Annotated in this window: 17 protein-coding genes; 7 read left to right on the top strand and 10 right to left on the bottom strand. The window is 46.8% G+C overall.

All coding sequences use genetic code 11. From position 1 onward, the window contains the following. Nucleotides 1-84: 84 nt before the first annotated feature. The 5 genes from VC28_RS02105 to VC28_RS02085 all read right to left on the bottom strand — a co-directional run bounded on the left by VC28_RS02105 (nt 85) and on the right by VC28_RS02085 (nt 7109). Entirely contained in the window at nt 85-1662 is a 1578-nt protein-coding gene (locus VC28_RS02105; protein WP_049629199.1) for a DUF6351 family protein, read from the bottom strand. A 184-nt stretch (nt 1663-1846) separates the two neighbouring features. Next, complete coding sequence (gene araA, locus VC28_RS02100) at nt 1847-3364, bottom strand: L-arabinose isomerase (RefSeq protein WP_049629198.1); 1518 nt, start codon at nt 3362-3364, stop codon at nt 1847-1849. A 244-nt stretch (nt 3365-3608) separates the two neighbouring features. Then, on the bottom strand, nt 3609-4301 hold the full coding sequence (locus VC28_RS02095) for an L-ribulose-5-phosphate 4-epimerase (RefSeq protein ID WP_049629197.1): 693 nt from the start codon (nt 4299-4301) through the stop codon (nt 3609-3611). A gap of 4 nt (nt 4302-4305) precedes the next feature. Continuing rightward, entirely contained in the window at nt 4306-6000 is a 1695-nt protein-coding gene (locus tag VC28_RS02090; RefSeq protein WP_082191367.1) for a ribulokinase, read from the bottom strand. A 152-nt stretch (nt 6001-6152) separates the two neighbouring features. Beyond that, nucleotides 6153-7109, bottom strand: coding sequence for a glycoside hydrolase family 43 protein (locus VC28_RS02085; protein ID WP_049629195.1), 957 nt, complete (start codon nt 7107-7109; stop codon nt 6153-6155). Between the two features lie 259 nt (nt 7110-7368). Between VC28_RS02085 and VC28_RS02080 the strand changes: the two genes are divergently transcribed. The 7 genes from VC28_RS02080 to VC28_RS02050 all read left to right on the top strand — a co-directional run bounded on the left by VC28_RS02080 (nt 7369) and on the right by VC28_RS02050 (nt 15975). After that, the gene (locus VC28_RS02080) at nt 7369-9123 is read left to right on the top strand and encodes an IlvD/Edd family dehydratase (protein ID WP_049629194.1); all 1755 of its coding nucleotides are present in this window, start codon (nt 7369-7371) and stop codon (nt 9121-9123) included. Between the two features lie 11 nt (nt 9124-9134). Next, nucleotides 9135-9905: an SDR family NAD(P)-dependent oxidoreductase gene (locus VC28_RS02075; protein ID WP_082191366.1), complete on the top strand. Its 771-nt coding sequence runs from the start codon at nt 9135-9137 to the stop codon at nt 9903-9905. 77 nt (nt 9906-9982) lie between these two features. Beyond that, nucleotides 9983-10927: an ABC transporter substrate-binding protein gene (locus VC28_RS02070; protein ID WP_049629192.1), complete on the top strand. Its 945-nt coding sequence runs from the start codon at nt 9983-9985 to the stop codon at nt 10925-10927. Between the two features lie 166 nt (nt 10928-11093). Continuing rightward, a complete protein-coding gene (locus tag VC28_RS02065) occupies nt 11094-12590 on the top strand; it encodes a sugar ABC transporter ATP-binding protein (RefSeq protein ID WP_049629191.1) in 1497 nt (498 codons plus the stop codon). 65 nt (nt 12591-12655) lie between these two features. Beyond that, a complete protein-coding gene (locus tag VC28_RS02060) occupies nt 12656-13693 on the top strand; it encodes an ABC transporter permease (protein ID WP_049629190.1) in 1038 nt (345 codons plus the stop codon). Then, entirely contained in the window at nt 13686-14642 is a 957-nt protein-coding gene (yjfF, locus tag VC28_RS02055; RefSeq protein WP_049629189.1) for a galactofuranose ABC transporter, permease protein YjfF, read from the top strand. The genes VC28_RS02060 and yjfF overlap by 8 nt, the downstream gene beginning before the upstream one ends. A 148-nt stretch (nt 14643-14790) precedes the next feature. After that, a complete protein-coding gene (locus tag VC28_RS02050; RefSeq protein WP_049629188.1) occupies nt 14791-15975 on the top strand; it encodes a helix-turn-helix domain-containing protein in 1185 nt (394 codons plus the stop codon). A gap of 57 nt (nt 15976-16032) precedes the next feature. Here the strand turns inward: VC28_RS02050 and VC28_RS02045 are convergent, their stop codons facing one another. From VC28_RS02045 to VC28_RS02025, 5 genes are all read right to left on the bottom strand, one after another. Continuing rightward, complete coding sequence (locus VC28_RS02045; protein WP_049629187.1) at nt 16033-17628, bottom strand: tetratricopeptide repeat-containing sulfotransferase family protein; 1596 nt, start codon at nt 17626-17628, stop codon at nt 16033-16035. A 100-nt stretch (nt 17629-17728) separates the two neighbouring features. After that, nucleotides 17729-18724 carry a hypothetical protein gene (locus VC28_RS02040; protein WP_049629186.1) on the bottom strand — a complete coding sequence of 332 codons (996 nt, stop codon included), beginning with the start codon at nt 18722-18724 and terminating at the stop codon, nt 17729-17731. 35 nt (nt 18725-18759) lie between these two features. Next, nucleotides 18760-21354 (bottom strand): family 20 glycosylhydrolase, encoded by a 2595-nt coding sequence (locus tag VC28_RS02035; protein WP_082191365.1) that lies wholly within the window; start codon nt 21352-21354, stop codon nt 18760-18762. Nucleotides 21355-21433: 79 nt separating this feature from the next. Next, nucleotides 21434-23041, bottom strand: coding sequence for a discoidin domain-containing protein (locus VC28_RS02030; RefSeq protein WP_049629185.1), 1608 nt, complete (start codon nt 23039-23041; stop codon nt 21434-21436). Between the two features lie 165 nt (nt 23042-23206). Then, nucleotides 23207-26029 (bottom strand): TonB-dependent receptor, encoded by a 2823-nt coding sequence (locus tag VC28_RS02025; protein ID WP_049629184.1) that lies wholly within the window; start codon nt 26027-26029, stop codon nt 23207-23209. Between the last annotated feature and the right edge of the window lie 84 nt (nt 26030-26113).

Below are 26113 nucleotides of genomic sequence, written 5' to 3'. Positions count from 1 at the left end.
GAGCACAAACCGACAGTAAGTTCGAATGCAATCATCGTCTTGGTAAATTATTAGCTTGAATAAATCATAAGTCTGGCTCAATTATCACTCAGGATATCGACACACAAAGTTTTCTGCTTTTTCAGAATCGCCTGTGCCTGTGTAATGGGCATAACTGGGATAAGGGCACAATGGACGGCTGCGGTCAGGGAATACTTGCCCGGTAACCTGTATTTGCGCAGGAGCCTTGTTTTGCTCAACCCACTCAACAATGGGGTCAATCATATCCAAATGATCAAGCGCCGCTGCGCCGCCACCGCAATGCCCCATACCGGGAACCAAAAACAGACGGCTCCATTGGGAAACTTTTTCTTTGCCGCCGTTATCTGCAACTAATTGATCGTAGTAACGCGCAGTTTCCTGTGCAGAAAACCATGGGTCGCTAACACCGTGATAAAACAGTAATTTGCCGCCGTTGTTGGAAAAGGTATTGAGCAGTGTCCAATAAGCTGAATCACCCACAAACGCGGCCGGTGTAGAAGCAGCCATCGCTTCTTGATCGACGTTCATGTCGGTGCTGGTAATTTTTCCCACAATCGGATGAAAGCCCGGGTTCAATAATCCGGGAATACCCTGGGTTTCGGTGATGCCGGTATCAAACCAAAAACCGGGATACACCTGCACACCGAGTGAATTTTTTGGCCCGGCAAACCCGGCTTTTATCGCTTTGGCTTTTTCGGGGCTGATGCACGCTTGCGTTTTATTTGCACTGCACGCCACTGACATAGGATCAAACGTGCAGCCGACAACATTGGAAATCATGTTGTCCGCAACACCGTCTATTGCATCGCACTGTTTTAATAAACCTTGCATCACAATCGTTTTATCTTGCGCGGTTAACGCTTGCGATACATCCGGATGACCCTGCGCATCTTTAGGTGCAACCTTGGCAAGTGAAGTCATCACCCACTTATCAGCGAGATTGGAAAAGCTGGTGCGCATGGCAGGAGCACCGGCCACTATGCCATCAAACAAACGCGGGTAACGCTGCGACATAATCATGGCTTCACGGCCACCGGTTGAACACCCCATGTAATAAGAATGTTCGATCGGTTTTGCGTAATACTGCGCAACAATATGTTTGGATGCGATCGCTACTTTGCCAATTGCTTGATACAAAAAATTCAGTGTTGCTTCCTGATCGCTAAAAAAACTCGCATCAAATCCATGCGTGCCTTGGTGTCCTGTGTCGGTAGTGACTACCGCAAAACCGCGCTGCAGTGCCGTCATATCACCGGCTGCGTTGCTGCCTAAAGGGGTTGCGACAGAACCATTCAAGCCGCCACCACCTTGCATCATAAAACGGCCATTCCATTTTTCTGGCATGGCAATCGCAAAGCCAATCGCATAAGGCTTACCGCCTTCGCCAATGCGCTCATCAATTACGCCATCCACACGGCAATAACTCGCAAGGGTTCCCGCATAAGGGCGCTGATAAGGCACTGCAGGTACCGGCCCTTCTGGCACCATGCTCGCACTTTTGATGACCACAGAATTATCGTGTGATTGGTCGCCAGTCAACTGACTACAGCTATTACCATTTTCTACAGCAGCGGTTTGCGTGCTGGATGAGCAAGAGGACAAGAGCGCAACGCTAACCAACAATCCCAGTACATTTTTCATCGTTCGCACAGAATTTCCTCGCTCAAAAATGGCAATCGTTATTGTTGTAATTAAGAAAATCGCGAGTGAAATCACCGACAGCTTTACCGCTATCGGCGACACACTCTTTTTTAGAGCCGCACTGCTGCGGATTTCAAACGCTTACACACCATCTTTCAAATGGCGTACACAATCTTTAAATGACTTACACACCGTCTTTCAGATGAAAGTAAGCGGCGTTGTGGCGCAATTCGGTTTTGAATGCACGCACAGTGGTGTCTTCACCGATCACAACCGCTTCAACACCAGCCATTTCTGCGTAATCCACAATTTCATCAGCAGTCACGCCTTGAGTGTAAGCACTGTGGTGTGCGCCACCGGCTTGAATCCAGGCAGCAGCAGAAATTTCCAAGTTGGGGCGCGGTTCCCACAGCGCTTTTGCAACAGGCAAATTCGGCAATTCTTGCGGTGGATTAACAGTATCTACTTCGTTGATGATCACACGGAAGCGAGTGCCAATATCAATCAGCGAAATACACAACGCAGGGCCCGATTTACCGGTAAAAATCAAACGCGCGATGTCATTGCGGCAACCGATGGTGTGCAAGTGAACTTCCAATTTTGGTTTTGCCGCAGCGATGGATGGACACACTTCCAGCATGTGCGCACCCAGCACTTGATCGACACCACCGGCATGAACACCGCCAAAGTGATAGGTGTAATCTTCCATAAAGGATGAACCACCAGCACGGCCTTTGGACATCACTTTACAAATGTGCACCATGGCTGCCGTTTTCCAATCGCCTTCACCGCCATAACCAAAACCTTGTTGCATCAAACGTTGGGTTGCAAGGCCAGGCAGGTTGGTCAAACCGGTCAGGTTTTCAAAGCAGTTGGTGAATGCACCGAAGCCGCCTTCGGTTAAAAACTTCAACATACCCAGTTCCAAACGCGCTTCGTTTTTCAGCATTTGGAATTGATGTTCATCATCAAAAATCGCCGGGTTTACATCGTATTCTTTTTTGTAGATTTCAATTTGTGCCGCTACTTGTTCGTCGGTCACAGCATCAACTACTTTTTGCAAATCGCCCAAACCGTAGGCGTGAACTTCGTAACCAAATTTAATTTGTGCAGCAACTTTGTCGCCATCGGTTACCGCTACTTGACGCATGTTGTCGCCAAAACGCGCTACTTTTAATGTTTGGCTTGCATGCCAGCCCATTGCCACGCGGCACCAGCTGTCGATTTGTTTTTGCACGGATTCTGTTGCCCAATGACCTACCACCACTTTGCGCTCCTGACGCAAGCGAGTGCTCACGTGACCAAATTCGCGGTCGCCGTGCGCAGATTGGTTGAGGTTCATAAAGTGCATGTTGATGTCGGCAAACGGCAGCTCAGCATTGAACTGGGTATGCAAGTGCATGTAAGGCTTGTTTAATGCGGTTAAACCGGCAATCCACATTTTTGCAGGGGAGAAAGTGTGCATCCACAAAATCAAACCCACACAATTCGGGTTGCTGTTGGCTGCTTGCGCAACCGCAAGAATTTCTGCTGGCGATTTAACGGTCTCTTGCGCAACAATCTTGATAGAAATGTTGGCTGACTCAGTTAAGCCCGCTGCAATTTTTTGGCTGTTCTCGGCGACTTGTTTCAATACGCCTGGGCCATATAAATGTTGTGAACCGGTAACTAACCAGACTTCTTTATCGCCGTAGATTTTCATGTTGTTTTCCTCAGAAAATTTTTCACTTTTCAATTTTGTTTAATTGTTGGGCATTACTGCCCTATATTCTTTCGTTTTTTTTTGGATATCTAAATCCAATGCACATTCTCTTTGAGCAAGGATTGCTTGGTTTATTTTGCGACCGTTTGGCGACATGGATGTCGACAACGAGCCTACACGGATGTATTCACGGCGTGTCGAAAAATGAACCAAGCAATCCTTGCGATCTTCACAATCAAAATAATTACTTCTGCCCGTAATAAGCATTTTTACCGTGCTTGCGCAAATAGTGCTTATCCACAATGCCCTGCTTTAACGCTGCCGTATTTGGCTGCAAGGTTTTGGTCAGATAAGCCATGCGTGCAATTTCTTCCAAAATTACTGCGTGGTAAACCGCATCCGCACCGTTTTTACCCCAGGTAAAAGGCGCGTGACCGGCAACAATCACCATTGGCACTTCTTTCGGGCTGCGATCTTTAAAACAATCCGTAATTTGCACACCGGTTTCCTCTTCGTAATCGCGCTCGATTTGCTCGTCAGTCATCACCGCCGTGCAAGGAATTTCGCCATAGGCATAATCAGCGTGCGTCGTTCCGTAGCAGGGAATCGCCTGCTGGGTTTGCGCCCACGCCGTTGCATAAGTGGAGTGCGTGTGAGTCACACCACCGATGGAGTCGAAATGACGATACAAATGGGTGTGGGTTTTGGTATCGGATGAAGGACGCATGCGCCCTTCCACGATATTATTTTCCAAATCCACAATCACAATATCGTCCGGTGTCATCACTTCATACGCGACACCACTGGGCTTGATGGCGATTACGCCTTTAGCGCGATCAATCTGCGAAACATTGCCCCAGGTATACACCACCAAATTGCGGCGCTGTAATTCCATGTTGGCTTCATACACTTCGCGTTTTAATTCGGTATAACTCATTGCGTTACGCCTCCCCTGTTGTTACTGGTGAGGAGAGTGTTGATGATGAGACGAACTTCCCTAACGCTTGATACTGCTGATAGCGCGCATCGTAAATTACAGCCGCTTGTGCATTCGGTGTATAAGTTTTGCAGGTGCGCGATGCCATCACTTTTTGTGCATCGGCAACGGTAGGATAAACACCGCCGCAAACCGCAGCGAAAATCGCCGCGCCCAATGCGCAACTCTGTTCGCTCTCCAATACCTCGATGGGGCAATTCCAGACATCGGCGCAGGTTTGCATCACGAAATCAGATTTTTTGGAAATACCACCAATCGCTACAACAGAATTGACTGCAATGCCTTCGTCTTTAAAGCGTTCGATAATAGCGCGCGCACCAAACGCGGTTGCTTCAACTAATGCACGGAAAATATGCGGCGCTTCGCTGCCCATTTTTAATCCGGCAATCGCCATGGAAACGGTTTGGTCTGCATCGGGCGTACGGCGTCCGTTAACCCAATCGAGCGCGGTGATATTCGCATCGGCAAGGGGTAACGCACTGGCGGCATTACTCAACGCAACCAGCGTATTGCTTTCAATTTCTTCAGCGAGTTTTTGTTTGGTTGCGTCATCAAGCAGCGCTGAATTCGCCAGCAGGTTTTGCACTGGCCAGTTCACCAGATTGCGAAACCACGCATACAAATCGCCAAATGCAGACTGCCCTGCTTCCAAACCCACAAAACCCGGCAATACTGAACCATCTACCTGGCCGCAAATACCGCGGATCGATTTATTGCCAACCGCTTCGTAACTGGCGACAGTAATGTCGCACGTCGATGTGCCCATAATTTTGGTGAGCACACCCGGTTTCACTTGTGCAGCAACAGCACCCATGTGGCAATCAAATGCGCTGAAACCAACAGGTGTGTTTTGGGGAATACCGAGCTTGTCAGCCCATTTCGCCGTGAGGCCACCGCACACTTGATCGGAGGTAAAGGTTTCTGCTGGCAGGCGATCGCGCAAGCCATTCAGTAACGGATCGATCCCAACAAAAAAATCATTCGGTGGATAACCGCCCCAGCTCTCGTGCCACATTAATTTATGGCCGGTGGCGCAGCGCCCCATGCGCAATTTGCTTGGGTGGGTGGTATCGGTCAAAACAGCCGACATCCAATCGCAATGCTCTACCCATAAATAGGCCGCCTTGGCGACCGTAGCATCTTCACGCAATACGTGTAGCGCTTTTGCCCAGAACCACTCAGAGGAATAAATTCCCCCTTCGTATTTCAAATAATTGGTTGCAGATTCATTTGCCGCAGCAGTAATTTCCTGCGCTTCTTTAATAGCGGTGTGGTCTTTCCAGAGCACGAACATCGCATTCGGGTTTTCGGCAAATTCCGGCTTCAGTGCAAGCGCAACGCCTTCGCTATCAACAGCGACAGGAGTGGAACCGGTGGTATCAAAACTGATACCGACAACCGCCTGGGCTGCGCCCGCAGGTGCCAATTTCCACAGCCCTTGCACGACCTGCTCAAGACTTTCCAGATAATCCAGCGGGTGCTGGCGGAATTGGTCTTTAGCGGGCACGCAAAACAACCCTTTTTTCCAACGCGGGTAATACACCACGTTGCTCGCGACTTCTTTGCCGGTAAGGGCATCTACTAAAAGTGCTCTGACCGAATCAGAACCGTAATCCAACCCCAAGGCATAAGAGGTCATGTTTTCCACCTGTAACGTCGATCTGTTTATTTTATTAATATTGCCTCACTAGAGGATATTAATATTGTATGACAATATATTCTCAATAAGCCTATCCCCTGTCAATCGGTTTACCGCTATCGGGGGATAGTTTTCCGTTATTTCACAAGGCTTTATTTGGCCTTGTTGGCACTCACGCCTTCACTGGTCATGATGATGCGCTTGATGGTGCCATCCGCGTTGTAGAACAGCTCATCAATACTCACCGAACGGCGATATTGACCGCCATCCGGCCGGCCGGCACCGGTGTGATAAATGAAGTAATGCTTGTTGTTGAACTCAATAATCGCCTGATGGTTAGTTGGCGTATTGCCCGCCACTTCATTCAATATCCCCTTGTACTCCCAGGGGCCGGTAATACTTTTGCTCATGGCATAGCCGATTTTCTCGGGGAAACCCATGGCGTAAGACAAATAATAGTTGTCTTTATATTTGTGTACCCAGATTGCCTCGGTAAATTCCGGCAGGGTTTTGATGGGCACAATCGGGCCATCCAGCTCGATCATATTGGGCTTGAGCTTGGCGTAATAGGCTTTGGTATTTCCCCAAAACAAGTAGGCCTGACCGTCATCATCAATAAACACCGAAGGGTCGATATCGTCCCAGTCGTTTTTGGTGTCGGTGGTCATATCATTGGTAATTAACGCCTTACCCAGCGCATCTTTAAACGGACCGAGAGGGCTGTCGCCCACCGCAACGCCTATGGCAAATCCGGGTTTGGTGTCATTGTGGCGCGCGGTGATATACCAGTAAAACTTGCCATCGCGTTCAATTACCTGGCTCGCCCAGGCATCACCCTTGGCCCATTTGAAATCCTTCACTTTTAACAAGGGCCCGTGAGCCTGCCAATTGACCATGTCATCGGATGACCACACCAGCCAGTCGTGCATCTCAAAAAATTTGGTGTTGTCTTTGGCCTGGTCGTGCCCTGCATACAGATAAACCTTACCTTCATGCACTATGGCGGCAGGGTCAGCGGTAAACACGTCGGTAAAAATCGGGTTGGCGGCTTGGGCGATACCCGCCGCAGCGACAGAAGCCACCATCAGGGATTTAATTAAACGCTGCATTTCAACCTCTCTTATTGTCTCTTTTACTATATTATATTTTACGATGTATCGGTAAGTACCTGCCCAGTATTTATACTGGGGTTGATTTATATTGATATTATAATACAATTAAATCAAGCAATACCGTGAAAAGTTTTACCATCGGCGTGTGACTGTCAGGCAAATATACGTAAACCATCCGATTTGCGATTGCCCGTTCAAGCCACAAACCGATATTGTATGACTTAAATAATAATGGCCAACCCAGATGTAGTCATTTATGAACCACGACAATAAGACTAATAAACACTCTGTGAAGCCTCTGCGCAGCGCCCAGTGGTTCGGTACACAAGACAAAAACGGCTTTATGTACCGCAGTTGGATGAAAAATCAGGGGATTCCCGAGCATCACTTCCAAGGCAAACCCATTATCGGTATCTGCAATACCTGGTCAGAACTGACTCCCTGCAACAGCCATTTCCGAGAACTGGCGGAAAGTGTGCGGCGCGGTATTTTGGAGGCAGGCGGTGTACCGGTAGAGTTCCCGGTGTTTTCCAATGGCGAGTCCAACCTGCGCCCCACGGCCATGCTCACGCGCAATTTGGCGGCGATGGATGTAGAAGAATCGATCCGCGGCAACCCTATCGATGGTGTTGTGCTGTTGGTCGGCTGCGACAAAACCACCCCGGCTCTGGTCATGGGCGCAGCCAGTTGCGATCTGCCAACCATCGTCGTGACCGGCGGCCCTATGCTCAATGGCAAACACAAAGGCAAAGATGTCGGCTCGGGCACACTCGTCTGGCGCATGAGCGAAGATTACAAAGCCGGGAAAATATCGCTGCAGGAATTTATGGATGCAGAAGCCGATATGTCGCGCTCCACCGGCACCTGCAACACCATGGGTACCGCCAGCACCATGGCCTGCATAGTGGAAACGCTCGGATTATCGCTCCCACAAAATGCCGCGATTCCCGCTGTAGATGCACGCCGCAAAACGCTCGCGTATGTGTCGGGCATGCGCATTGTCGATATGGTGAATGAAGATTTACGCATATCGCAGCTGCTGACGCGCGACAGCATCATCAACGCTATTCGCACTACGGCTGCAATTGGCGGTTCAACTAACGCAGTGATTCATTTAAAAGCCATAGCCGCGCGTTTGGATATTCCCCTCACGCTGGATGATTGGCAAACCTACGGCCAACAAATTCCCACGCTGGTAAATTTGCAACCCGCCGGTGAATTTTTGATGGAAGATTTTTATTACGCCGGTGGTTTGCCCGCCGTACTCAAACGATTGGGCGATGCAAATTTATTACACAAGGACTGTTTGACCGCTAACGGAAAAACATTGTGGGAAAACAATTCACAAGCGCCCTGCTACAACGATGCGGTGATCCGCACGCTGGACAACCCACTCTGTGCCAGCGGCGGCATTTGTATTTTGCGTGGCAATCTCGCACCGCGTGGTGCGGTATTAAAACCCAGTGCGGCATCGCCTCATTTAATGAAACATCGCGGCCGGGCTGTGGTATTTGACAGTTTTGATCATTACAAAGAACGCATTATGGATGATGCACTTGATGTGGATGCTAACAGCGTTCTGGTATTAAAAAATTGTGGCCCCAAGGGTTACCCCGGTATGCCAGAAGTGGGCAACATGGGTTTGCCGCCAAAATTATTAAAGCAAGGTATTACCGATATGTTGCGCATATCCGATGCGCGTATGAGTGGCACTGCCTTTGGCACAGTAGTGCTGCATGTCGCACCGGAAGCGCAGGAATTTGGCCCGCTCGCCGCCGTGCAAGATGGCGACTGGATTGCATTGGATAGCGACAAAGGCTCACTTGAATTAGAAGTGAGCGCCGACGAAATCGCTGTGCGTATCGATCAATTGCGTGCACAAAAAATCCAGAAAAAAACCGGTGGCTATTTACAGCTTTATATCGAACACGTCATGCAAGCCGACGAAGGTTGTGATTTTGATTTTCTGGTTGGTTGTCGCGGGGCTGCTGTGCCCGGCCACTCGCATTAGTGGTGATGACAATGGCACTCACTAACCAATACCCAAGCTTGAAATATAAAATCGTGTTGATCACCGGTGGTGCGTCGGGCATAGGTGCCAATTTGGTAGAAGCCTTTTGCCATCAAGGCGCGCAAGTTTGTTTTATCGATATACGCGATGACGACGCCCATAAATTAGTAGAAACATTAAGTCATCGCGCCGATAACATTCCACCGCGCTATTACCGCTGCAACTTATTAAATATTCCCAAACTGCAAGCGACCATCAAACAAATTTATAACGATGTCGGGCCAGTGAATGTGCTGGTCAATAACGCCGCCAACGACACACGCCACGATTTCCGCGAAGTCACCGTCGATTACTGGAACGAACGGCTCGCGGTTAATTTGCGTCACCATTTTTTTGCAGCGCAGGCCGTATACGAGCATATGCTGGAATTGGGCGGCGGCTCGATTATTAATTTAGGTTCCATGAGTTGGTACGCAACCCAGGGCGGCATGCCCGGCTATACCAGCTCCAAAGCAGCAATTGAAGGCATGACCCGCGGACTCGCACGCGATATGGGCGGCGATAATATCCGTGTGAATACGCTTGTACCCGGCTGGGTGATGACGGATCGGCAATTGGCGATGCTCACCAAAGAAAAGTCCGCCAAAAATATTTTGGAAAACCAATGTTTGAAAAAATCCGTTATGCCGGAAGACATCAGCGCGATGGCGTTATTTTTGGCATCTGACGATAGCCGTTTGTGCACCGCCCAACATTTTATTGTGGATGGCGGTTGGATCTAAACACGAGCTGATAAATCGATTTACGATAAAACAGATTCAATAACCTATATAAAACTATTTACTACGCGAGGTTTACCATGAACAAGTTATTCAAAACGCTCACGCTCACGGCCGCTATCGGCATCAGCGCTACTGCTAACGCAATCACCGTGGGCTTTGCACAAGTTGGTTCGGAATCTGGCTGGCGCACCAGCTTTTCTGAATCGGTTAAAGCCGAAGCAGAAAAACGCGGTATCACACTGAAGTTTTCCGATGCACAACAAAAACAAGAGAACCAAATTAAAGCCGTGCGCAGTTTTATTGCACAGCGCGTGGATGCCATTTTAATTGCACCGGTGGTAGAAACCGGTTGGCAGCCGGTATTAATGGAAGCCAAACGCGCACGTATTCCGGTGGTCATCCTGGACCGCAATGTATCGGTGAGCGATCACTCTTTATATCTCACGCGTATCGCGCCCGATTTTGAAGTGGAAGGCCAACGCGCAGCGAATTGGCTCACTGAAAAAACCCAAGGCAAATGCAGTATTTTGGAGCTGCAAGGTACAGTAGGTTCAAGCGCGGCATTGGGGCGTATGAAAGGCTTTAATGAAACCATTGCAAAATTTCCTGAAACCAAAATTGTGCGCAGCCAAACCGCTGAATTTACTCGCGCTAAAGGCAAGGAAGTCATGGAGACCATGCTGAAAGCAGAAGGCGGTGGTAAAAGCATTTGTGCAATTTGGGCACATAACGATGAAATGGCATTGGGTGCAATCCAGGCGGTTAAAGAAGCAGGTTTGCAACCAGGCAAGGATATTTTAATTGTGTCGGTAGATGCGGTAGATGATGCATTGAAAGCGATTGTGGCGGGTGAAATTAACGTATCAGTGGAATTAAGTCCGCACCTTGGTGGCCCTGCGTTTGATGTTATCAATGAATATCGTGGTGGTAAAAAAGAGTTTGATAAGTGGATCAAGATGGGTGGCGCTGTGTTCACACAAGAGAATGCAGCAGATGAATTAGCAAAGCGCGGGGCTAAATAATTTAGTAGGGAGTCGTCATCCTCGCGCAGCGGGGATCCATTTACAGCCTAACGTAAAACTGGATTCCCGCAAGCGGGAATGACGACAGTCGATTAAATGAGAATGCCATGATGCAAAGTCAGCCCACACAATCGGTGCTACACAAAAAATCAAAAGCGGTTTCATAATGAACTCAACTCCAGTATTACAACTCAAGGGAATTCATAAAATATTCCCCAGTGTTCACGCATTAAAAGGTGTGGACTTTACGCTGCGTGCTGGTGAAATCCATGCACTGCTCGGTGAAAATGGTGCAGGGAAATCCACACTGATTAAAGTCATGACCGGTGTTTACCAACGCGATGGTGGTGATATTGTGTTGGAAGGCCAACCAATACACCCAAACAATACCGGCGATGCACAAGCGCTTGGCATCAGCACCGTGTATCAGGAAGTGAACCTGCTCCCCAACTTAACCGTTGCGCAAAATATTTATCTCGGCCGCGAGCCGCGCCGTTTTGGTTTGATCAACTGGAGCAAAGTGAATCGCGATGCACAAGCCTTATTAAAAGGCTACGATCTGGATATCGATGTAACGCAACCACTCTCCAGTTATTCCATCGCCGTACAACAATTGATTGCAATTGCACGCGGCGTGGACATGTCAGCAAAAGTATTGATTCTGGATGAACCCACCGCAAGCCTCGATGCCGAGGAAGTGCAATCGCTTTTTCGCATTATGCGCGAGTTAAAAGCACGCGGTATCGGCATTGTGTTTGTCACTCACTTTCTCGATCAGGTGTACGCTGTGAGTGACCGCATTACGGTATTACGCTCTGCACAGTTGGTTGGCGAATTTGAAACTGCCCGCTTGGCGCGCAGTGAATTAATTAGCCATATGCTCGGCAAGGAATTGGCGGCGCTGGGCGAACACAAACCGCAAAACCATTCTGCCAGCGGTGAATCATTACTTGATGCGCAGGGTATCGGTCATAAGGTCACATTGTCAGCCACCAGCATTCAGGTGCGTAAAGGCGAAGTGGTTGGTCTTGCAGGCTTGCTCGGTTCTGGCCGTACCGAACTGTGCCGTTTGATTTTTGGTGTTGATAAAAAACACGCCGGCAGTGTCACCTTTGATGGCAAAAAAGTGGATTTTAATTCACCGCGCGATGCCATCAGCGCAGGTATGGGTTTGTGCCCGGAAGATCGCAAACACGATGGCATTCTTGGCCAATTATCCATCCGTGAAAACATGATTCTTGCACGCCAGATCAAACAAGGTTGGTGGAAATTTATTTCGCGTAAAGAACAAGAAGATATCGCCAACCATTATGTGAAAGAGCTCAGCATCGCCACATCGGATATTGAAAAACCGATTGAGCAATTAAGTGGAGGCAACCAGCAAAAAGTTATTCTTGCGCGCTGGCTTGCAGCCAATCCATCGCTATTGATTCTGGATGAACCCACCCGCGGTATTGATATTGGCGCGCACGCTGAAATTATCCGGTTAATCCGCAAACTCTGCGACCAAGGGCTCGCTCTGGTAGTTGCCTCATCGGAATTGGAAGAGTTGGTTGCATTTAGTAACCGCGTGTTGGTATTGCGCGACCGTCAGAAAGTAGCAGAACTTGAAGGCGATGACATAAATCCACAGCGCATTATGCAGGCAATTGCGGCCAGTTAATTATTCCGCACACTTGCTCCAACGCGCTATTTGGAAACGAGAAATACATTAGTGAAGAGATATTTATGAACCTGACCAAAAACCAAAACCTGCGCCGCTATCTTTGGCCTTGCGCTGGCCTGCTGGTGCTGCTGGTGATCAACGCGATAATCGCACCGGAATTTTTTCATATTGAATTTAAAGATGGTCGTTTTTACGGATCGCTAATTGATGTGCTCAATCGCGCTGCACCGGTTGCGTTGTTAGCAATCGGTATGTCGCTGGTGATTGCCACTGCCGGTGTGGATTTATCTGTTGGTTCCATTATGGCCATCGCGGGTGCAGTGAGTGCGTATTACATTACCAAAGGTGTGGATAATCTCGCGCTCATCATCGGTGCCGGGTTAATTGCCGGACTAATCGCGGGAATTATCAACGGTTTTCTCGTGGGTTATATGAGCATCCAGCCGATTGTGGCAACTTTGATTTTAATGGTCGCAGGCCGTGGTATTGCGCAGTTAATTAATGAGGGGCAGATTGTCACTTTTGATCACAGCGGATTTGCTTTTTTAGGCACGGGTAGTTTTCTTGGCCTGCCCTTCCCCATTGTGTTGGTGATTATTACTTTTGCCATAGTGCAGCTGCTAACACGCCGCACCGCATTGGGTTTGTATATTGAAGCTGTTGGTGCAAATCCATCAGCCAGCCACTACATGGGGCTAAATGCAAAAGCGATTAAGATGAGTGTGTATTGCGTAGCCGGGCTTTGTGCTGCGCTGGCGGGCATGATTGCCGCCGCGGATATTCGCGGTTCCGATGCCAATAATGCAGGTTTGTGGTTGGAGTTGGATGCGATTCTCGCTGTAGTAATTGGTGGAGCATCGTTAATGGGTGGACGTTTTTCTATCCTGCTCGCGATTATCGGTGCACTCATCATCCAAACCTTGACCGTCACCATTATTCTCAGCGGTATTCCACCGAAATTTAATTTATTGATCAAAGCCAGCGCCATTATTGTGGTTCTACTGCTGCAATCGCCGCGCTTCCAACAACAATTATCCAAATTAAATTTCCGCAAAACCACTGCCTCAACCAGCAGCAACAAGGAGGCTAACAATGCTTAATCGCAAATTTATTCCACTCGCCGTCACCTGCTGTTTATTCTTTTTATTGTTCGGCATTGGCTCAATACAATTTGAAGGCTTTGGTACTCCACGCGTATTTTTCAACTTGCTCAGTGATAATGCCTTTTTGATTATTGCAGCTGTTGGCATGACCTTTGTGATCTTGTCCGGTGGTATTGATTTATCCGTCGGAGCCGTTATCGCACTAACCGGCGTGGTATGCAGCGTATTGATCAGTAAATACCAATGGCACCCGCTGCTGGTGTTTCCGGTAGTATTGATTGGCGGCACGCTATTCGGTGCAATCATGGGTGCAATTATTCACTACTATAAAATGCAGCCGTTTATTGTCACTCTGGCAGGTATGTTTTTCGCGCGCGGTTTGGCGAGTGTAATCAGCGAAGAGTCAATTCCAATCGAACACGAATTTTATAACGATGTATCCGCATTTGGTTTTGAAATACTGGGCGATGCCTGGATTGGTAGTTCAACGATTATTTGTTTGATGGTGTTGGTCGTTGCGATTATCGCCGCGCATTACACCCGCTTTGGCGGCCGTGTGTATGCAATTGGTGGCGATGCCAATTCATCTGCACTCATGGGCATTCCACTGGCAGCAACCACAATCCATATCTATGCGATCAGTTCTTTTCTCGCAACACTTGCTGGTATCGTCTACTCCTTCTACACCTTCTCCGGTTATTCGCTCGCTGCGGTTGGCGTAGAGCTGGATGCGATTGCGGCCGTCGTCATCGGTGGAACCTTGCTGACCGGTGGCTACGGTTATATGTTCGGCACTCTGATGGGCGTATTGATTATGGGTGTAGTGCAAACCTACATTTCATTTGACGGTACTTTAAGCAGCTGGTGGACCAAAATAGTCATCGGTGGATTGCTGTTTTGTTTTATCGCGCTGCAACAAGTGTTGGTACGGGTAAAACCGCGTTAATACTCAGGTGACTCAAGATCAACAAGCCCAAGGTGAAAGCCTTGGGCTTTTTTATTGCCTGCAAATATATACAAAACCTGCATTGCCATATTCAGGGTGACGATGCTGTAATATCCGCTCTCATTCCAAAAAAGGCGGCATCCCCCGAATGACAACGCCCATTTTCAACCTCAATGACATTATTCTTATTCTCGCCATTGGCTTAAGCCTGGTTCTGGCGCTGTTCCAGTTGTTACTGCCCGCGCGTAAAAAAGTTAGCCGGATTTTGCTGACCACTTTTTTTCTCAGTATTGCATTGTCAGATGTAGGGATCATGTTGATTTGGAATGAATACATTCCACAAACCCCATTAACGGCAAGCCTGGTGCCTTATTTTTACAGCAGTTCGTTATTACTAAAGGCCCCTCTGCTGATTTTTTATGTGCGTAGCATTACCGAGGAAAACTTCCGTTTTAAACGGATCCATTTACTGCATTTACTACCCACATTAGTAGCTATTGCCATAATCGCTATTTTTGATATCGATATTAACCGGCTAAAACTGGATACTTTTGGTATGGATGCTGTGCTCTATACCGTCATTGATTGCCTGTGGTACTCGTTAAAAATTATTCCGCTCGCGTATTTCATCGCCGCGACTGTCACCGTGTGGCGCTATCACACAGTACTGCGCCAACAACATTCAGACGTGAACGAAACCGCACTCTGGTGGCTTTATTACCTGACGTTAGGTTTTGTGTTTGCGGGCGTTTGGACACTAGCCCTCAGCCTGCTGGCTTATTTTTATCGCTTGCCGTTAGGTGTTACCGATAACTATCTGAATTTTGTGCTGTTGATTGCGCTTTTTTATTACAGCATTTCGCACGCGCAGAACCTGACAACCACTAAAGAAGACGAAGAATTTGAGCTGCCAAAAGACGCTATACCCACAGCAGGCACCAAACCGCTGGATTCCACCATCGACAAAATCATGGACGGGATTGTTAATCAAAAGCTTTATCTGAACCAAAGCCTGAATGTTGAACAATTCTCTGCAAAAATCGGTGTGCCTTATCGCGATGTGTCTTATGCGATCAACAAAACCTTCGGCACCAATTTTTTTGAGTTTATTAACTCTTATCGAATTGAAGAATCCAAGCGTTATCTTGCAGATGAAAAATACAAAGACATGACCATTATGGATATATTGCTGGAATCCGGCTTCAACAGTAAATCGGCATTCCAGCGCTTTTTCAAACGCCTTACCGGAACCTCCCCTACCGAATTTCGCCGGGAGGCGTTACGTACAGCCTATTTCGCGAATGACAAAACGGCAGACATGCCAAAGGAGTAACCACAATATTCACGGCAGCAAGCGCTGCTATAAATGTATGCTAGATGTGTTGGGATTTTATAAATCGAACACCAGGCCTGCGTTTTCCAGAATATTTATTGCAGGCTCCAGATGCGCAGCATAATGCTTCCACTGGCCAATACCCGCTGCTGTAATGGGCTGCCTCACCTGAACTGCACTTGCCGTGGCTACGGGTTTTGCATTGCGCTCGATATGCAAACAATCGTCTTGCCACGGCAAACCACAAAATTTCAATAATGCTTGTATTTCCAATTCAGGGTTAGATACCAGCGCTTCATAATTGACCCGATAAACATTATCCGGATAAATTGCCAGCAAACGATCCGTCCATTGTTTAAACGCAACATAATAATGCGCGGTATGCTCAAGGCTTAATGAGTAGGCAAATGTTGAATCCTGAAAGCTGAATAATTGGCGATAATTACTGACAATGGTATCGAGCGGATTGCGGTCAAGACACACCACTTTTGCAGCGGGCAAGGCATCGATAATCAACCCTGCATATAGAATATTCAGTGGCAATTTATCTACCAGAAACTGTTTATTGCCCAGTAGATAATCGGTGCTATCAATATAAGCACGCCCTAATTTATCAAGACCCTCGCGGTTAATATGCCCAAAGAATTCATCACTTATAAACTCACCGCTAACACTGCCAATTAATCGCTTGAACTCAATCGAAAAATTATACAGCTCACCACCAGATGCAACCTGGCTATGGCTGGAAAGAATGCGCTCAACCAAGGTGGTTCCGGTGCGCGGCATGCCCGTTACAAATAACGGACGATTATTATGAAAACCGGATTTTTTACTGCGTGATACTACCGAATAAGACTGTTCCAGCTTTTCAAAAATGGCCTTGTCTCGTGAAAAATCATAGAGCAACTGCGCCAGTTTTTTTTGTTTGGCGCGCTGTAATACAGTTATAGACCCGCTCCAATCTTTTAGCGCTTCCAACTCTTTAGACAATGCATGGGCAATGCACAAGCTATCATCCGCGTTAACTGTTTTTTCAAGCAACTCGCGCAAACGGGCAACATGGTTGTGCTCATGACTAATCCCACCCAAACTGGTTAATGCAGCATGTGCTTTAAAATAATCCGGCTTTAATGCAATAGCGTGTTCATAGGCTGTACGTGCAGCAGGAAAATCGCCACAAAATTTTAATGTGGATGCCAAATTAAAAAATACGCCTGCATTATCACTGTTGCATTCAATCGAGCGCTGAAAACACACAGCAGCTTCTTGATACATGGATAATCGGTTATAGGTAACTCCCATTAGGTCATAAATTTCTGCTGTATGGCCTTGGCGTTTTTCAGCCCGCATCAGCAACTCATGCGCATCACTGCTATTACCAACCAGCACCTGCGCACGGGCAAGGTAGGCAATAAATTCAACATTGTCCGGCTCCACATGGAGCGCAGCAAACAGCATTTCAACTTCTTTAAGATGGTTTTTAAAATCATAGGCAATACGGCTGAGCAGGAAATACCCGCGCGCAAACCGCGGGTAGGTTTTCAATGCATCCATCAATAGCTGATACGCCTGCTGGTGTTTGCCTTGCAATAAAGCAAGCCTTGCTGCATCTTCTATTGTTGTTTGTGTGGAGTAATGCCCTGCTTCACTCATGCTCTATCTCTGAAAATCATATCGCAGTCATCAACAACTGGTTTTAACTACTGATTGTAACTACTGCGTTAACTACCGGTTTTAATTCCGTAAAACTGGATTATTGAGGGCAACCGTTTTCAGGCCCTATGCCTACATCCAGAAATTTATCGTAGACAAACCATGTTGCACCAACGATTTCAATATTTTCCTTCCAGGGTTTATCCAATGCATCGTATTGCGCTTTCCAGGATTTATACGCTTGCTGATTAGCATTTTTTTCTAACCAACATCCCATAAAAGGAACGTCATAAGTGTTCTTAGGACCTTCCGCTGAAAATATGGGCGCTACTTTTACCTTGCGGCTTGCGGCCGCCATCCATTCAAGCCGCTCTATACCAAAGTTAACGATATCAATATCGTTCTGCCGATAATAATGCACCAGTATACGGTCAGTGACATTCGCCAAGCTGACGGCTTCGGTTGCATCCACCCAGCCAATATAAATTTCCGTCATTAATTGGTGTTCGCTGGCAACAGCATTAAACCGCTCCAACATTGAAAGCGTAGTAGCAAATTCTGTTTTGCGGTCTTTTTTATTCCAGAATTCATATTCCACATTCAATACATCAATACGCTCCGATGCAGTTCGTCCATTGTTATAAGCCACTACGGTATCTGCTTCACTTGCATCACCCAATGCCGCTGCGACTTGCGTAACACCGGCAGATAATTTTGCACGGCTGACCAATGACGCAAACTGTTGTGCTTTGGCGGACGTTGGAGCCATACCTTCCAACTCATAAAAAATTAAATAGTTAAAGCCATTGTCGCGCACAAATTTTAGAAAAACCTCTTCACGCTGTGCATTACCTAAAAGCTGGTCGGCTCTCCCCATATGCAGGGAGACATAAAGACCATATAAGCCATTAACACTTGCGACAGAACTTGCCGATAATGAGCTGGCCGCATGTGACGATGCAACACTGCTGACAGATACGGCTTTGGATGATGCACTGGCCGAAACATATTGCCCGCTGTTATTTTTTACAGCGCCAGATCCACCACAGGCCGATAAGCAAAACAATATACTAACAATAATGAATAGTCGTATCACAACGCATAACCTCACAGGCTAAGAAATTTCAAATATCAATCCAGAATGGCTGTTGCGCTAACAACCGAATGTAAACGGCTGCGCAGCTGTATTGCGCCATCATCAATGCGTATTTCGTTTTGATGATGTGACGGATAAGGCAACCAATTCTTTCCGCCATCCCGACTGAACTCGATCAATAAACCGGGTAATGATGTATTGGCTTTTAAGCTATTGTTAACCCGAATAGCACCCGGCGGCGGCAAGTAAAACGTCACACCCGCTTGTTCAAGTTTTGGTAATTCTTTGTTTACCAAGGCTGCAGCAAATGTATTCCATTGCGTGTTGCGTGCTTGTACATCAACCACATCCCCTTCCCAATTCGCTTTAAACCAGGCGCGTTCGGCAAGCGCAATAACGCGCGGAAAAATCATGGTTTGCAATTGCTCTTTGGTGCGGATTGTTTCCGTCCAGACTTGTCCTTGCATGCCCAACACATGCTTGGGCTTTTCAAGCGGAGGAAGAATGCGGCCGACCAATGCATTTAAATTGGTGATTTCTGCTCCGGTGAATGTTCGGTCCGCATTGGCGTAGAGGTTATCCGGCATAAAACCAAATACTTTTGCCAGATCGGTGTAGCGTGTCGCCCAGTGATAACCGCGCTCACCCGCACTTGGTTCATGCGGATGGTCAAAATACAAATGAGTCGCACCGGAAATCACCACGTCATAACCATTGTTGGCAAGGCGATGCGCGCGATCAGCAACACCAGCCTCCCAAATGTTGTCCCAGGCATTGGCAATCACGCGTTTATTCACGAGTTGTTCGCGATTAAAGGTATTGTTCGGGTCATACATCAAACCGTCTTCCCAACCCATTAAATCCAAACCGCGTTTGTGAGTTATTTCAGAAACGCGCTGTACAAAATAGGGTTTCAGATCAGCAACGCCGGATACTCCATTATCAGCGTTGGTAAACAGTTGATTGCACGCAGGCGATGCTGTCCATGAACCTACGCCAACTTCATCTCCGCCCATATGAAACACACTGAGTTTTTGCCCCGCTTTACGGTACATCTGCTGCAATTCATAGGTCACTTTGTCTATAAATGCATAGGTGGATGGCAAGCACACATTGACCGAATTATCGGAATAGCTTTGCACAGTCAGGTACTGCGATTTATCTTGCGGATCGCTGAGAAGATATTGTTCAGCTTCTACTTTTTTACCAGCGGCAAGTAATTTTTTATAGCGAGCTTCCATCGATTTAATCGCCGCACGCGAATGCCCTGGCATATCGATTTCAGGAATAACGTCTATATGACGCTGCGCGGCGTATTTAACAATTTCAGTAAAATCCGTTGTGGTTAAATAGCCATTGCCTGCTGCTGTTCTGTTTGGACCACTGCCTATCTGGGGTATAAGGCATTGTGTTTCGGTTAAATCAAAACAACGAAATGCACCGACGTCTGTTAACTCCGAAAGCCCGGGAATTTCAATCCGCCAACCTTCATCTTCGGTTAAATGCAAATGTAGTTTATTCAGTTTGTAACGGCCCATCTGCTCAATCAGTTCAAGCACGGCCTCTTTACCATGAAAATTGCGCGCAAGATCATAATGCATCCCTCGCCAGCCAGCCCGGGGTTCATCAAATACACGCAGTGCAGGAATGGTTTTATTGGAAGATTTTTCAGCAGGAAGCAAACTCAAAAAGCTTTGCACACCGTAAAAAATTCCCACAGGGCTTGCTGCCGAAACCATCACTTTTTCGCTAGTAATATTGAGTTCATAGGCTTCAGGTTTAGCAATTTTCTTGTCGATAATGAGTTGAATGACCTGGCTTTTATATGAACCATTGGTCGCACCTCTATCCAGTAAAAGACCGTTATCACGCAAACGCTGCTGCAGGTAATCCGATTCAAATGCGAGGCCGCCGACCTCAACTATTTTCCACTGCCCGTCAATATTCGCACTGCCTTTACTGTAGGCAACCGTTTTGGGTGTAGGAATGATAGTTGCTGTTTCTGTCGCTTTTTCTGACGCAGCGCCTGAGGCCGATGCAAGGTTGGATTGATAACGACTGGTCGTGGTCACGACAGGATAAAGATCATGCGGAACATCAAAACGCAGAAACTGCTCGGGCTTTGTAAAGGGATCAACAAATTGTGCCAAATTCTCTGTATCTGTATTGGCAAATACGGCAGAGTCACCCACTGTATTTGCAATAAATGCACGCGGCATAAAATCACTGTAACTCACAATATGCCCGCGAGCTTTATAGGGAAAATGCAGTGATTTACCCGGTTCAAGCCCCAGGAATTTATCGGTTGGGGCTAATTCATAAAGATCGCCTTGCAGCCGTTTAAATGTCAACTCAGTGGAATTTGTGGAAAGAATACGCTTCACCGAATGAATATACATTTTCCAATTGGCTTTTCCTTTGGGTAAGGTGACAAACGAATGGTTATTCACTGTTACCCGCGCATCAAAAGTTCCCTCTTGACCAAAATTGCTTACAGTTGCAAAACGCAATTCTGCTTTATCACCAAAATTTTTTAAGTCATTTGCGGATAAATTAGCAAACGCATGCCCTGCTATTGCAGCCAACCAAAAGCACAAAGCCGTTTTTGTTACGATATTTTTCTTCTGCATTTTTTACCTCTACTACATCCCCCTGCTAATACAGGGGGATGTAAAAACTCATGATCACCTTGTCTGTCTCGACAAAATGTTAATAGACTTCCAATTCGCACAATGAAAATCCCCACGCAGGCAATGCCTTGGTCGTGCCATTGATACGGATGTATCGCCCGGTTCCATTTAATCCCGTATTGTCATTAACAAGACTGGTGTTTCCTGTAATAGAACGCAGTGTTGTCCAGCTGCTACCGTTGGTAGAAATCAGGATCTGATAATCAATGGCATAAGCGGGATCCCAGGTTAATTTCACCCGGCTTACATTTGTCGATGCACCCAGATCCACCTGAATCCATTGAGCACCCGAATACGCACTCGCCCAACGCGAGCTGGTTGTATTGCCATCAACCACTCTGAAAGGTTCATAACCCGCTGCAATAAATGACGATGCAGTTACCGGTTTATTCAACGCGCGATTGGTAGAGGAACCACCGCAGCTGGTGCCAAGCGTTAAACTCGCGTTGGTTGAGGTAAAGCTCGCAGGATTGCTGGTGTCGTAACTAAGAACACGGGCAGCATAGTTACCCACATCAGTCGATGTGATATTAGAGATAGTCAGTGAAGCGGTACGGGCACCGGAAATGTTTCCACCATTAACCAAACACTTTCCGTTTTTTAGCCAACAATAAAATTTATTATTCGCTGAACTTGCAACGGTAAATGTGCGCGATTGGCCAGCACACGCCGTTTGATTGACCGGATTTGTGGTAATGTGATTGGGTTTTGTTGCATAAATTTCAGGAAAGTGATTATAGAGAAACCAATTAGAACCAATGACTTCAATATTATTTTTCCAACTACCTGAAAGCGCATTGTATCCGGCAATCCAACTTTTAAACGCTTTATCATTTGGGTTTGTTGCCAACCAATTACCCATAAAATAGGTTTCAGCATCATCCGTTGTTGTAGGGCCTTCATTGGAAAAAATAGGAATGACTTTTACTTTTCGGCTTGCTCCAGCAAGATACTGTAAACGCTCAATACCGTAGTTCACGATATCTGTATCGTTTTGACGATAGTAATGGACTAACACGCGATCTACCGCATTCCCTAAACGTACCCCTTCATTGGCTGTAATCCACCCAATATAAATCTCAGTAATTAAATTATTTGCCGTTCCAACATTTTTAAAATAATTTAATACATTGATTGTTTCATCAAATTCTGCAGCGCGATTGGTGGTTGAACGCCAGAACTCACGTTCGACATTCAACACATCTATGCGTTCATTTTCTGCACGACTGTTGTTGTACGCTACGATATTGTCTGCAAATTGCGATTCTGCCAATGCAGCTCCCACTTGCTGGACACCGTATTGTGTTTTAGCTCGGGATATAAGTGATGCCAGTTGATTTGCGCGTGTCGAATTAGCAACCAGCCCTTGCAAGTCATACATAATCAGGTAATTGATGCCGTTATCACGTGCGAATTTCAGCATCGCATTTTCAGCAGCAGTATTGCCCAACACACCGGCGATGCGCGGTGTAGTATCGAGTTTGACATACATCGCATTGATTTCAGTGCACAGGTTGCCGACAAACGCATTACATGTTGATTGGGCGTTAACCGAAAGCGCTGAGACTAATGACAATAAAAAGACAATTGAAATTTTTAACAGCCGATGAACAAATATATTTTTCATAAGACACCTTTATCGGATAAACAACATTATTGTGAGAGTTACCGTTATCTACAGCAAAGATGTGATCCATTACTTAACAAATTCCAGGAATAACATTTTTTTGAAAAAAGCTAAAAAGGCCCGACCTAAGTCGGGCAAACGGGATAAACAACAAGTGAAAATTGATTACAGTTTGGCGCGCAAACCAAAGGTGTAGAGAGCACCAGTATCTTCAAAACCAATAAACTGGTTTTTGTAACGGCCGTATTTATTAACCGTTTCACCGGTGACATTACTACCTTCTACAAACACCGTAATACGATCCGTTACGTCGTAACTGGCGCTAACGTCAAATGCACCGTAAGCATCGTAGTGAACAGGTTCATTGCTGGGGCCATTAAACACACGGCCGAGGAATGGTGTGCGATAGTTGTAAGCAACACGTACTTCCACACCATCTTTATCGTAAAAGACCGTCGCATTTCCAGTATCACTAATCCCGGGTAACGCAAAGGTTTCGGTTGCATTAGCGGCACTGAGTGATGCACTGCTGTTTACAAAGGTGTAGTTGGTTGCAAAACCAAAACCATTTTCAAAAATATGTGTCCAGTTGATTTCAACCCCTTCAATCGTTGCTGACTCGCCATTGTGTGGACGCGTCACCATAAAGGTTCGCCACTCAGGGTCTTCAACAGCAATATTTTCAAAGGTTTCAGGCAGACTCATAGTGACAATAAAATCGTCGATTTCTTTTTTGTACAGTGCAACCGCAACCAAATTGGCATCACCGTAGTAGTACTCAAATGATAAATCGAGATTTTGTGAAACGAATGGTTTTAAATTAGGATTGTTTCCGCGCGCCATACGCGTTGAGGTAGTAGTAGTTCCATAGGATGTATATGGTGCAAGCGCAGTCAACGTTGGGCGTGTTAATGTTTCACTCACCGCTGCACGCACATAAAAATCATCGGTCACTTCAAGGCGTGCGTTTAATGACGGCAGCCAATTATCGTAATCGTTATTCAACGCAATCGCAGTTCCTGCTTCATCTGCAAATTGTTGCACCAACCAGGGTGATGGCGGCCTGCCCGGTTCAGCGGCCTCACGTTCCAGCCCGATCAATACTTGTGATGTTCCTGATGATGTCAGTTCAGTTTCGGTGTAACGTACACCACCTGATAAATGTAACGGCATAGTGAATATTTCAGTTTCACCCGCCGCTTCCAAATAGAACGAGGTAACATCTTCCTCAATCGTGTAAGAGTCGTTGGATTTCACTGCATCCCAACTATTTCCGTTCGCGATAAAGGCCTCTTTTGAAGCGATACCTGCTGGCGTATTGGCGCGTGTACGACCGTCAATGTTTTCTGCCATCCAATTGCGATAGGCGACTGGATCGATCATATACACATCGCCGTTTAATCCGCCAAATACATCACCTTGTTTTAAAACACCTTTTATAATCGAATCGGTATCCATCACTTGCTGCGTTGCAAGCCCGTGATACATGCGACGAATCAGATCGGGGGTAGCCCAATACTCTGTCGATTTTTCTGCAACAGTATTATTTGCACCGAATTTCACTTGCGAGAGGAATGAGTCAACAGGCGTCCATTCAAAATCCAATTTGAATTCATGATTATTGGCTTTGTTATAAATACCATCATTGGAGTTGATGCGCGCACGTAAGTCTTTCATGTTGGCGCTACCCATTTCCGGCTTGATGGCTGCAGGGTCTGCGTATTCCAGAGTAGGAATGCCACCATTGGAAGTCATGAGGTAGCCAGGGCGATCCAAAAATTCGACGATGTATAACCGATCCAAACCGCGGTTATCCAAAATCGCATCGGACATGGAAATATCAGCAATCATTTTCCATTCGTCAGAAATATCCCAGGCTGCATTTAACCCCCCCACGTTGGATTCTGTTGGACGTTCAGTCGTCGTCAATAAATGCGCGTAACCTGTGATGTTGTAGCCCGCGTCATAACCGTGGTTGATGACGTTATAGAAACCATTTTTATCAACCTGATTCAGCGGTGATAAAGTCGGTGCCCACATGTAGGAACCAGTGGAATATTTTGATGTTGATGAGTCGTATTTTGAGTGAATGATATCCGCTGTTAATACCAGATCATCCGTTGCCTGTAATTGCAGGACAAGATTGCCACCAATGCGCTCGCGCGTTTCATTTGTCACACCGGCGTACAAACTTTGAATGCGATAGGTATCCTCTTCCAAACCATCGCCCGAATAGGCATAGCCGCCGCCCCATCCTTGTGATGGATTGGTGAAGGTTAAAAACGGCTCTTCTGTCGTTTTGGAAATATGCTCATTTTCGACGGTGTATTTTGCACTCGAACGCTCCTGGTAAGTGACCGAAGCCAGTACACCGAATTTTTCGTCGTTGAAGGTATTACTGACGACGAAGGACGCTTGTGGACTGGTGTCTTCACTATTCTCTTCGTACATTCCCTTGATACTGCCGGCAGCATGGAAACCATCAAAATCAAAGGGGCGAGCAGTGACGATATTAATAGTCCCGCCCAAACCACCTTCTTTCAGGCCTGGATTAGACGTTTTGAATACATCCACCGTACGTACCAGTTCAGAAGCAAGCGTATCGAAACTGAAAGCGCGCTCTTCATTTTCACTGGCAGGTGAGCGGCCATTAATCAGTACCGCACTGAAATCGGGACCGAGGCCACGAATACTCACAAAACGCCCTTCTCCGCCGGCACGATCAATCGCAACTCCAGGAATGCGCTGTAATGAATCGGCAATATTGTTATCGGGGAATTTTCCCAAATCCTCTGCAGTAATACTGTCGGCGACCAGATCCGAATTACGCTTTTTATCGATACTACGGCTCAAACTGGCGGCAATACCGGTGACAACCACCTCTTCCAAATTTGCATCATCCGACTCTGCTGCATGCACACTACCGAGCGTTAATGTCGAGGTCATGGCCGCGACCACAGCCAACGACATTCTTGATTTAATAAACATAACTCCGTCCTCCTCGGACTTTTTCTAGTGGGTAGCTTTTTTAATTGGTTATATTTTCTTTGGCTGTGTGGTCTTGTATTTGGA

The organism is Cellvibrio sp. pealriver (assembly GCF_001183545.1).
Lineage (GTDB): Bacteria > Pseudomonadota > Gammaproteobacteria > Pseudomonadales > Cellvibrionaceae > Cellvibrio.
This window is presented reverse-complemented; position numbering and strand designations above follow the sequence as displayed.

What these genes read in the sequence shown, in the direction of transcription:
- VC28_RS02105 (WP_049629199.1), bottom strand. Translation starts at nt 1,662, where the DNA reads ATGAAAAATGTACTGGGATTGTTGGTTAGCGTTGCGCTCTTGTCCTCT.
- araA (WP_049629198.1), bottom strand. Translation starts at nt 3,364, where the DNA reads ATGAAAATCTACGGCGATAAAGAAGTCTGGTTAGTTACCGGTTCACAA.
- VC28_RS02095 (WP_049629197.1), bottom strand. Translation starts at nt 4,301, where the DNA reads ATGAGTTATACCGAATTAAAACGCGAAGTGTATGAAGCCAACATGGAA.
- VC28_RS02090 (WP_082191367.1), bottom strand. Translation starts at nt 6,000, where the DNA reads ATGACCTCTTATGCCTTGGGGTTGGATTACGGTTCTGATTCGGTCAGA.
- VC28_RS02085 (WP_049629195.1), bottom strand. Translation starts at nt 7,109, where the DNA reads ATGCAGCGTTTAATTAAATCCCTGATGGTGGCTTCTGTCGCTGCGGCG.
- VC28_RS02080 (WP_049629194.1), top strand. Translation starts at nt 7,369, where the DNA reads ATGAACCACGACAATAAGACTAATAAACACTCTGTGAAGCCTCTGCGC.
- VC28_RS02075 (WP_082191366.1), top strand. Translation starts at nt 9,135, where the DNA reads ATGGCACTCACTAACCAATACCCAAGCTTGAAATATAAAATCGTGTTG.
- VC28_RS02070 (WP_049629192.1), top strand. Translation starts at nt 9,983, where the DNA reads ATGAACAAGTTATTCAAAACGCTCACGCTCACGGCCGCTATCGGCATC.
- VC28_RS02065 (WP_049629191.1), top strand. Translation starts at nt 11,094, where the DNA reads ATGAACTCAACTCCAGTATTACAACTCAAGGGAATTCATAAAATATTC.
- VC28_RS02060 (WP_049629190.1), top strand. Translation starts at nt 12,656, where the DNA reads ATGAACCTGACCAAAAACCAAAACCTGCGCCGCTATCTTTGGCCTTGC.
- yjfF (WP_049629189.1), top strand. Translation starts at nt 13,686, where the DNA reads ATGCTTAATCGCAAATTTATTCCACTCGCCGTCACCTGCTGTTTATTC.
- VC28_RS02050 (WP_049629188.1), top strand. Translation starts at nt 14,791, where the DNA reads ATGACAACGCCCATTTTCAACCTCAATGACATTATTCTTATTCTCGCC.
- VC28_RS02045 (WP_049629187.1), bottom strand. Translation starts at nt 17,628, where the DNA reads ATGAGTGAAGCAGGGCATTACTCCACACAAACAACAATAGAAGATGCA.
- VC28_RS02035 (WP_082191365.1), bottom strand. Translation starts at nt 21,354, where the DNA reads ATGCAGAAGAAAAATATCGTAACAAAAACGGCTTTGTGCTTTTGGTTG.
- VC28_RS02030 (WP_049629185.1), bottom strand. Translation starts at nt 23,041, where the DNA reads ATGAAAAATATATTTGTTCATCGGCTGTTAAAAATTTCAATTGTCTTT.
- VC28_RS02025 (WP_049629184.1), bottom strand. Translation starts at nt 26,029, where the DNA reads ATGTTTATTAAATCAAGAATGTCGTTGGCTGTGGTCGCGGCCATGACC.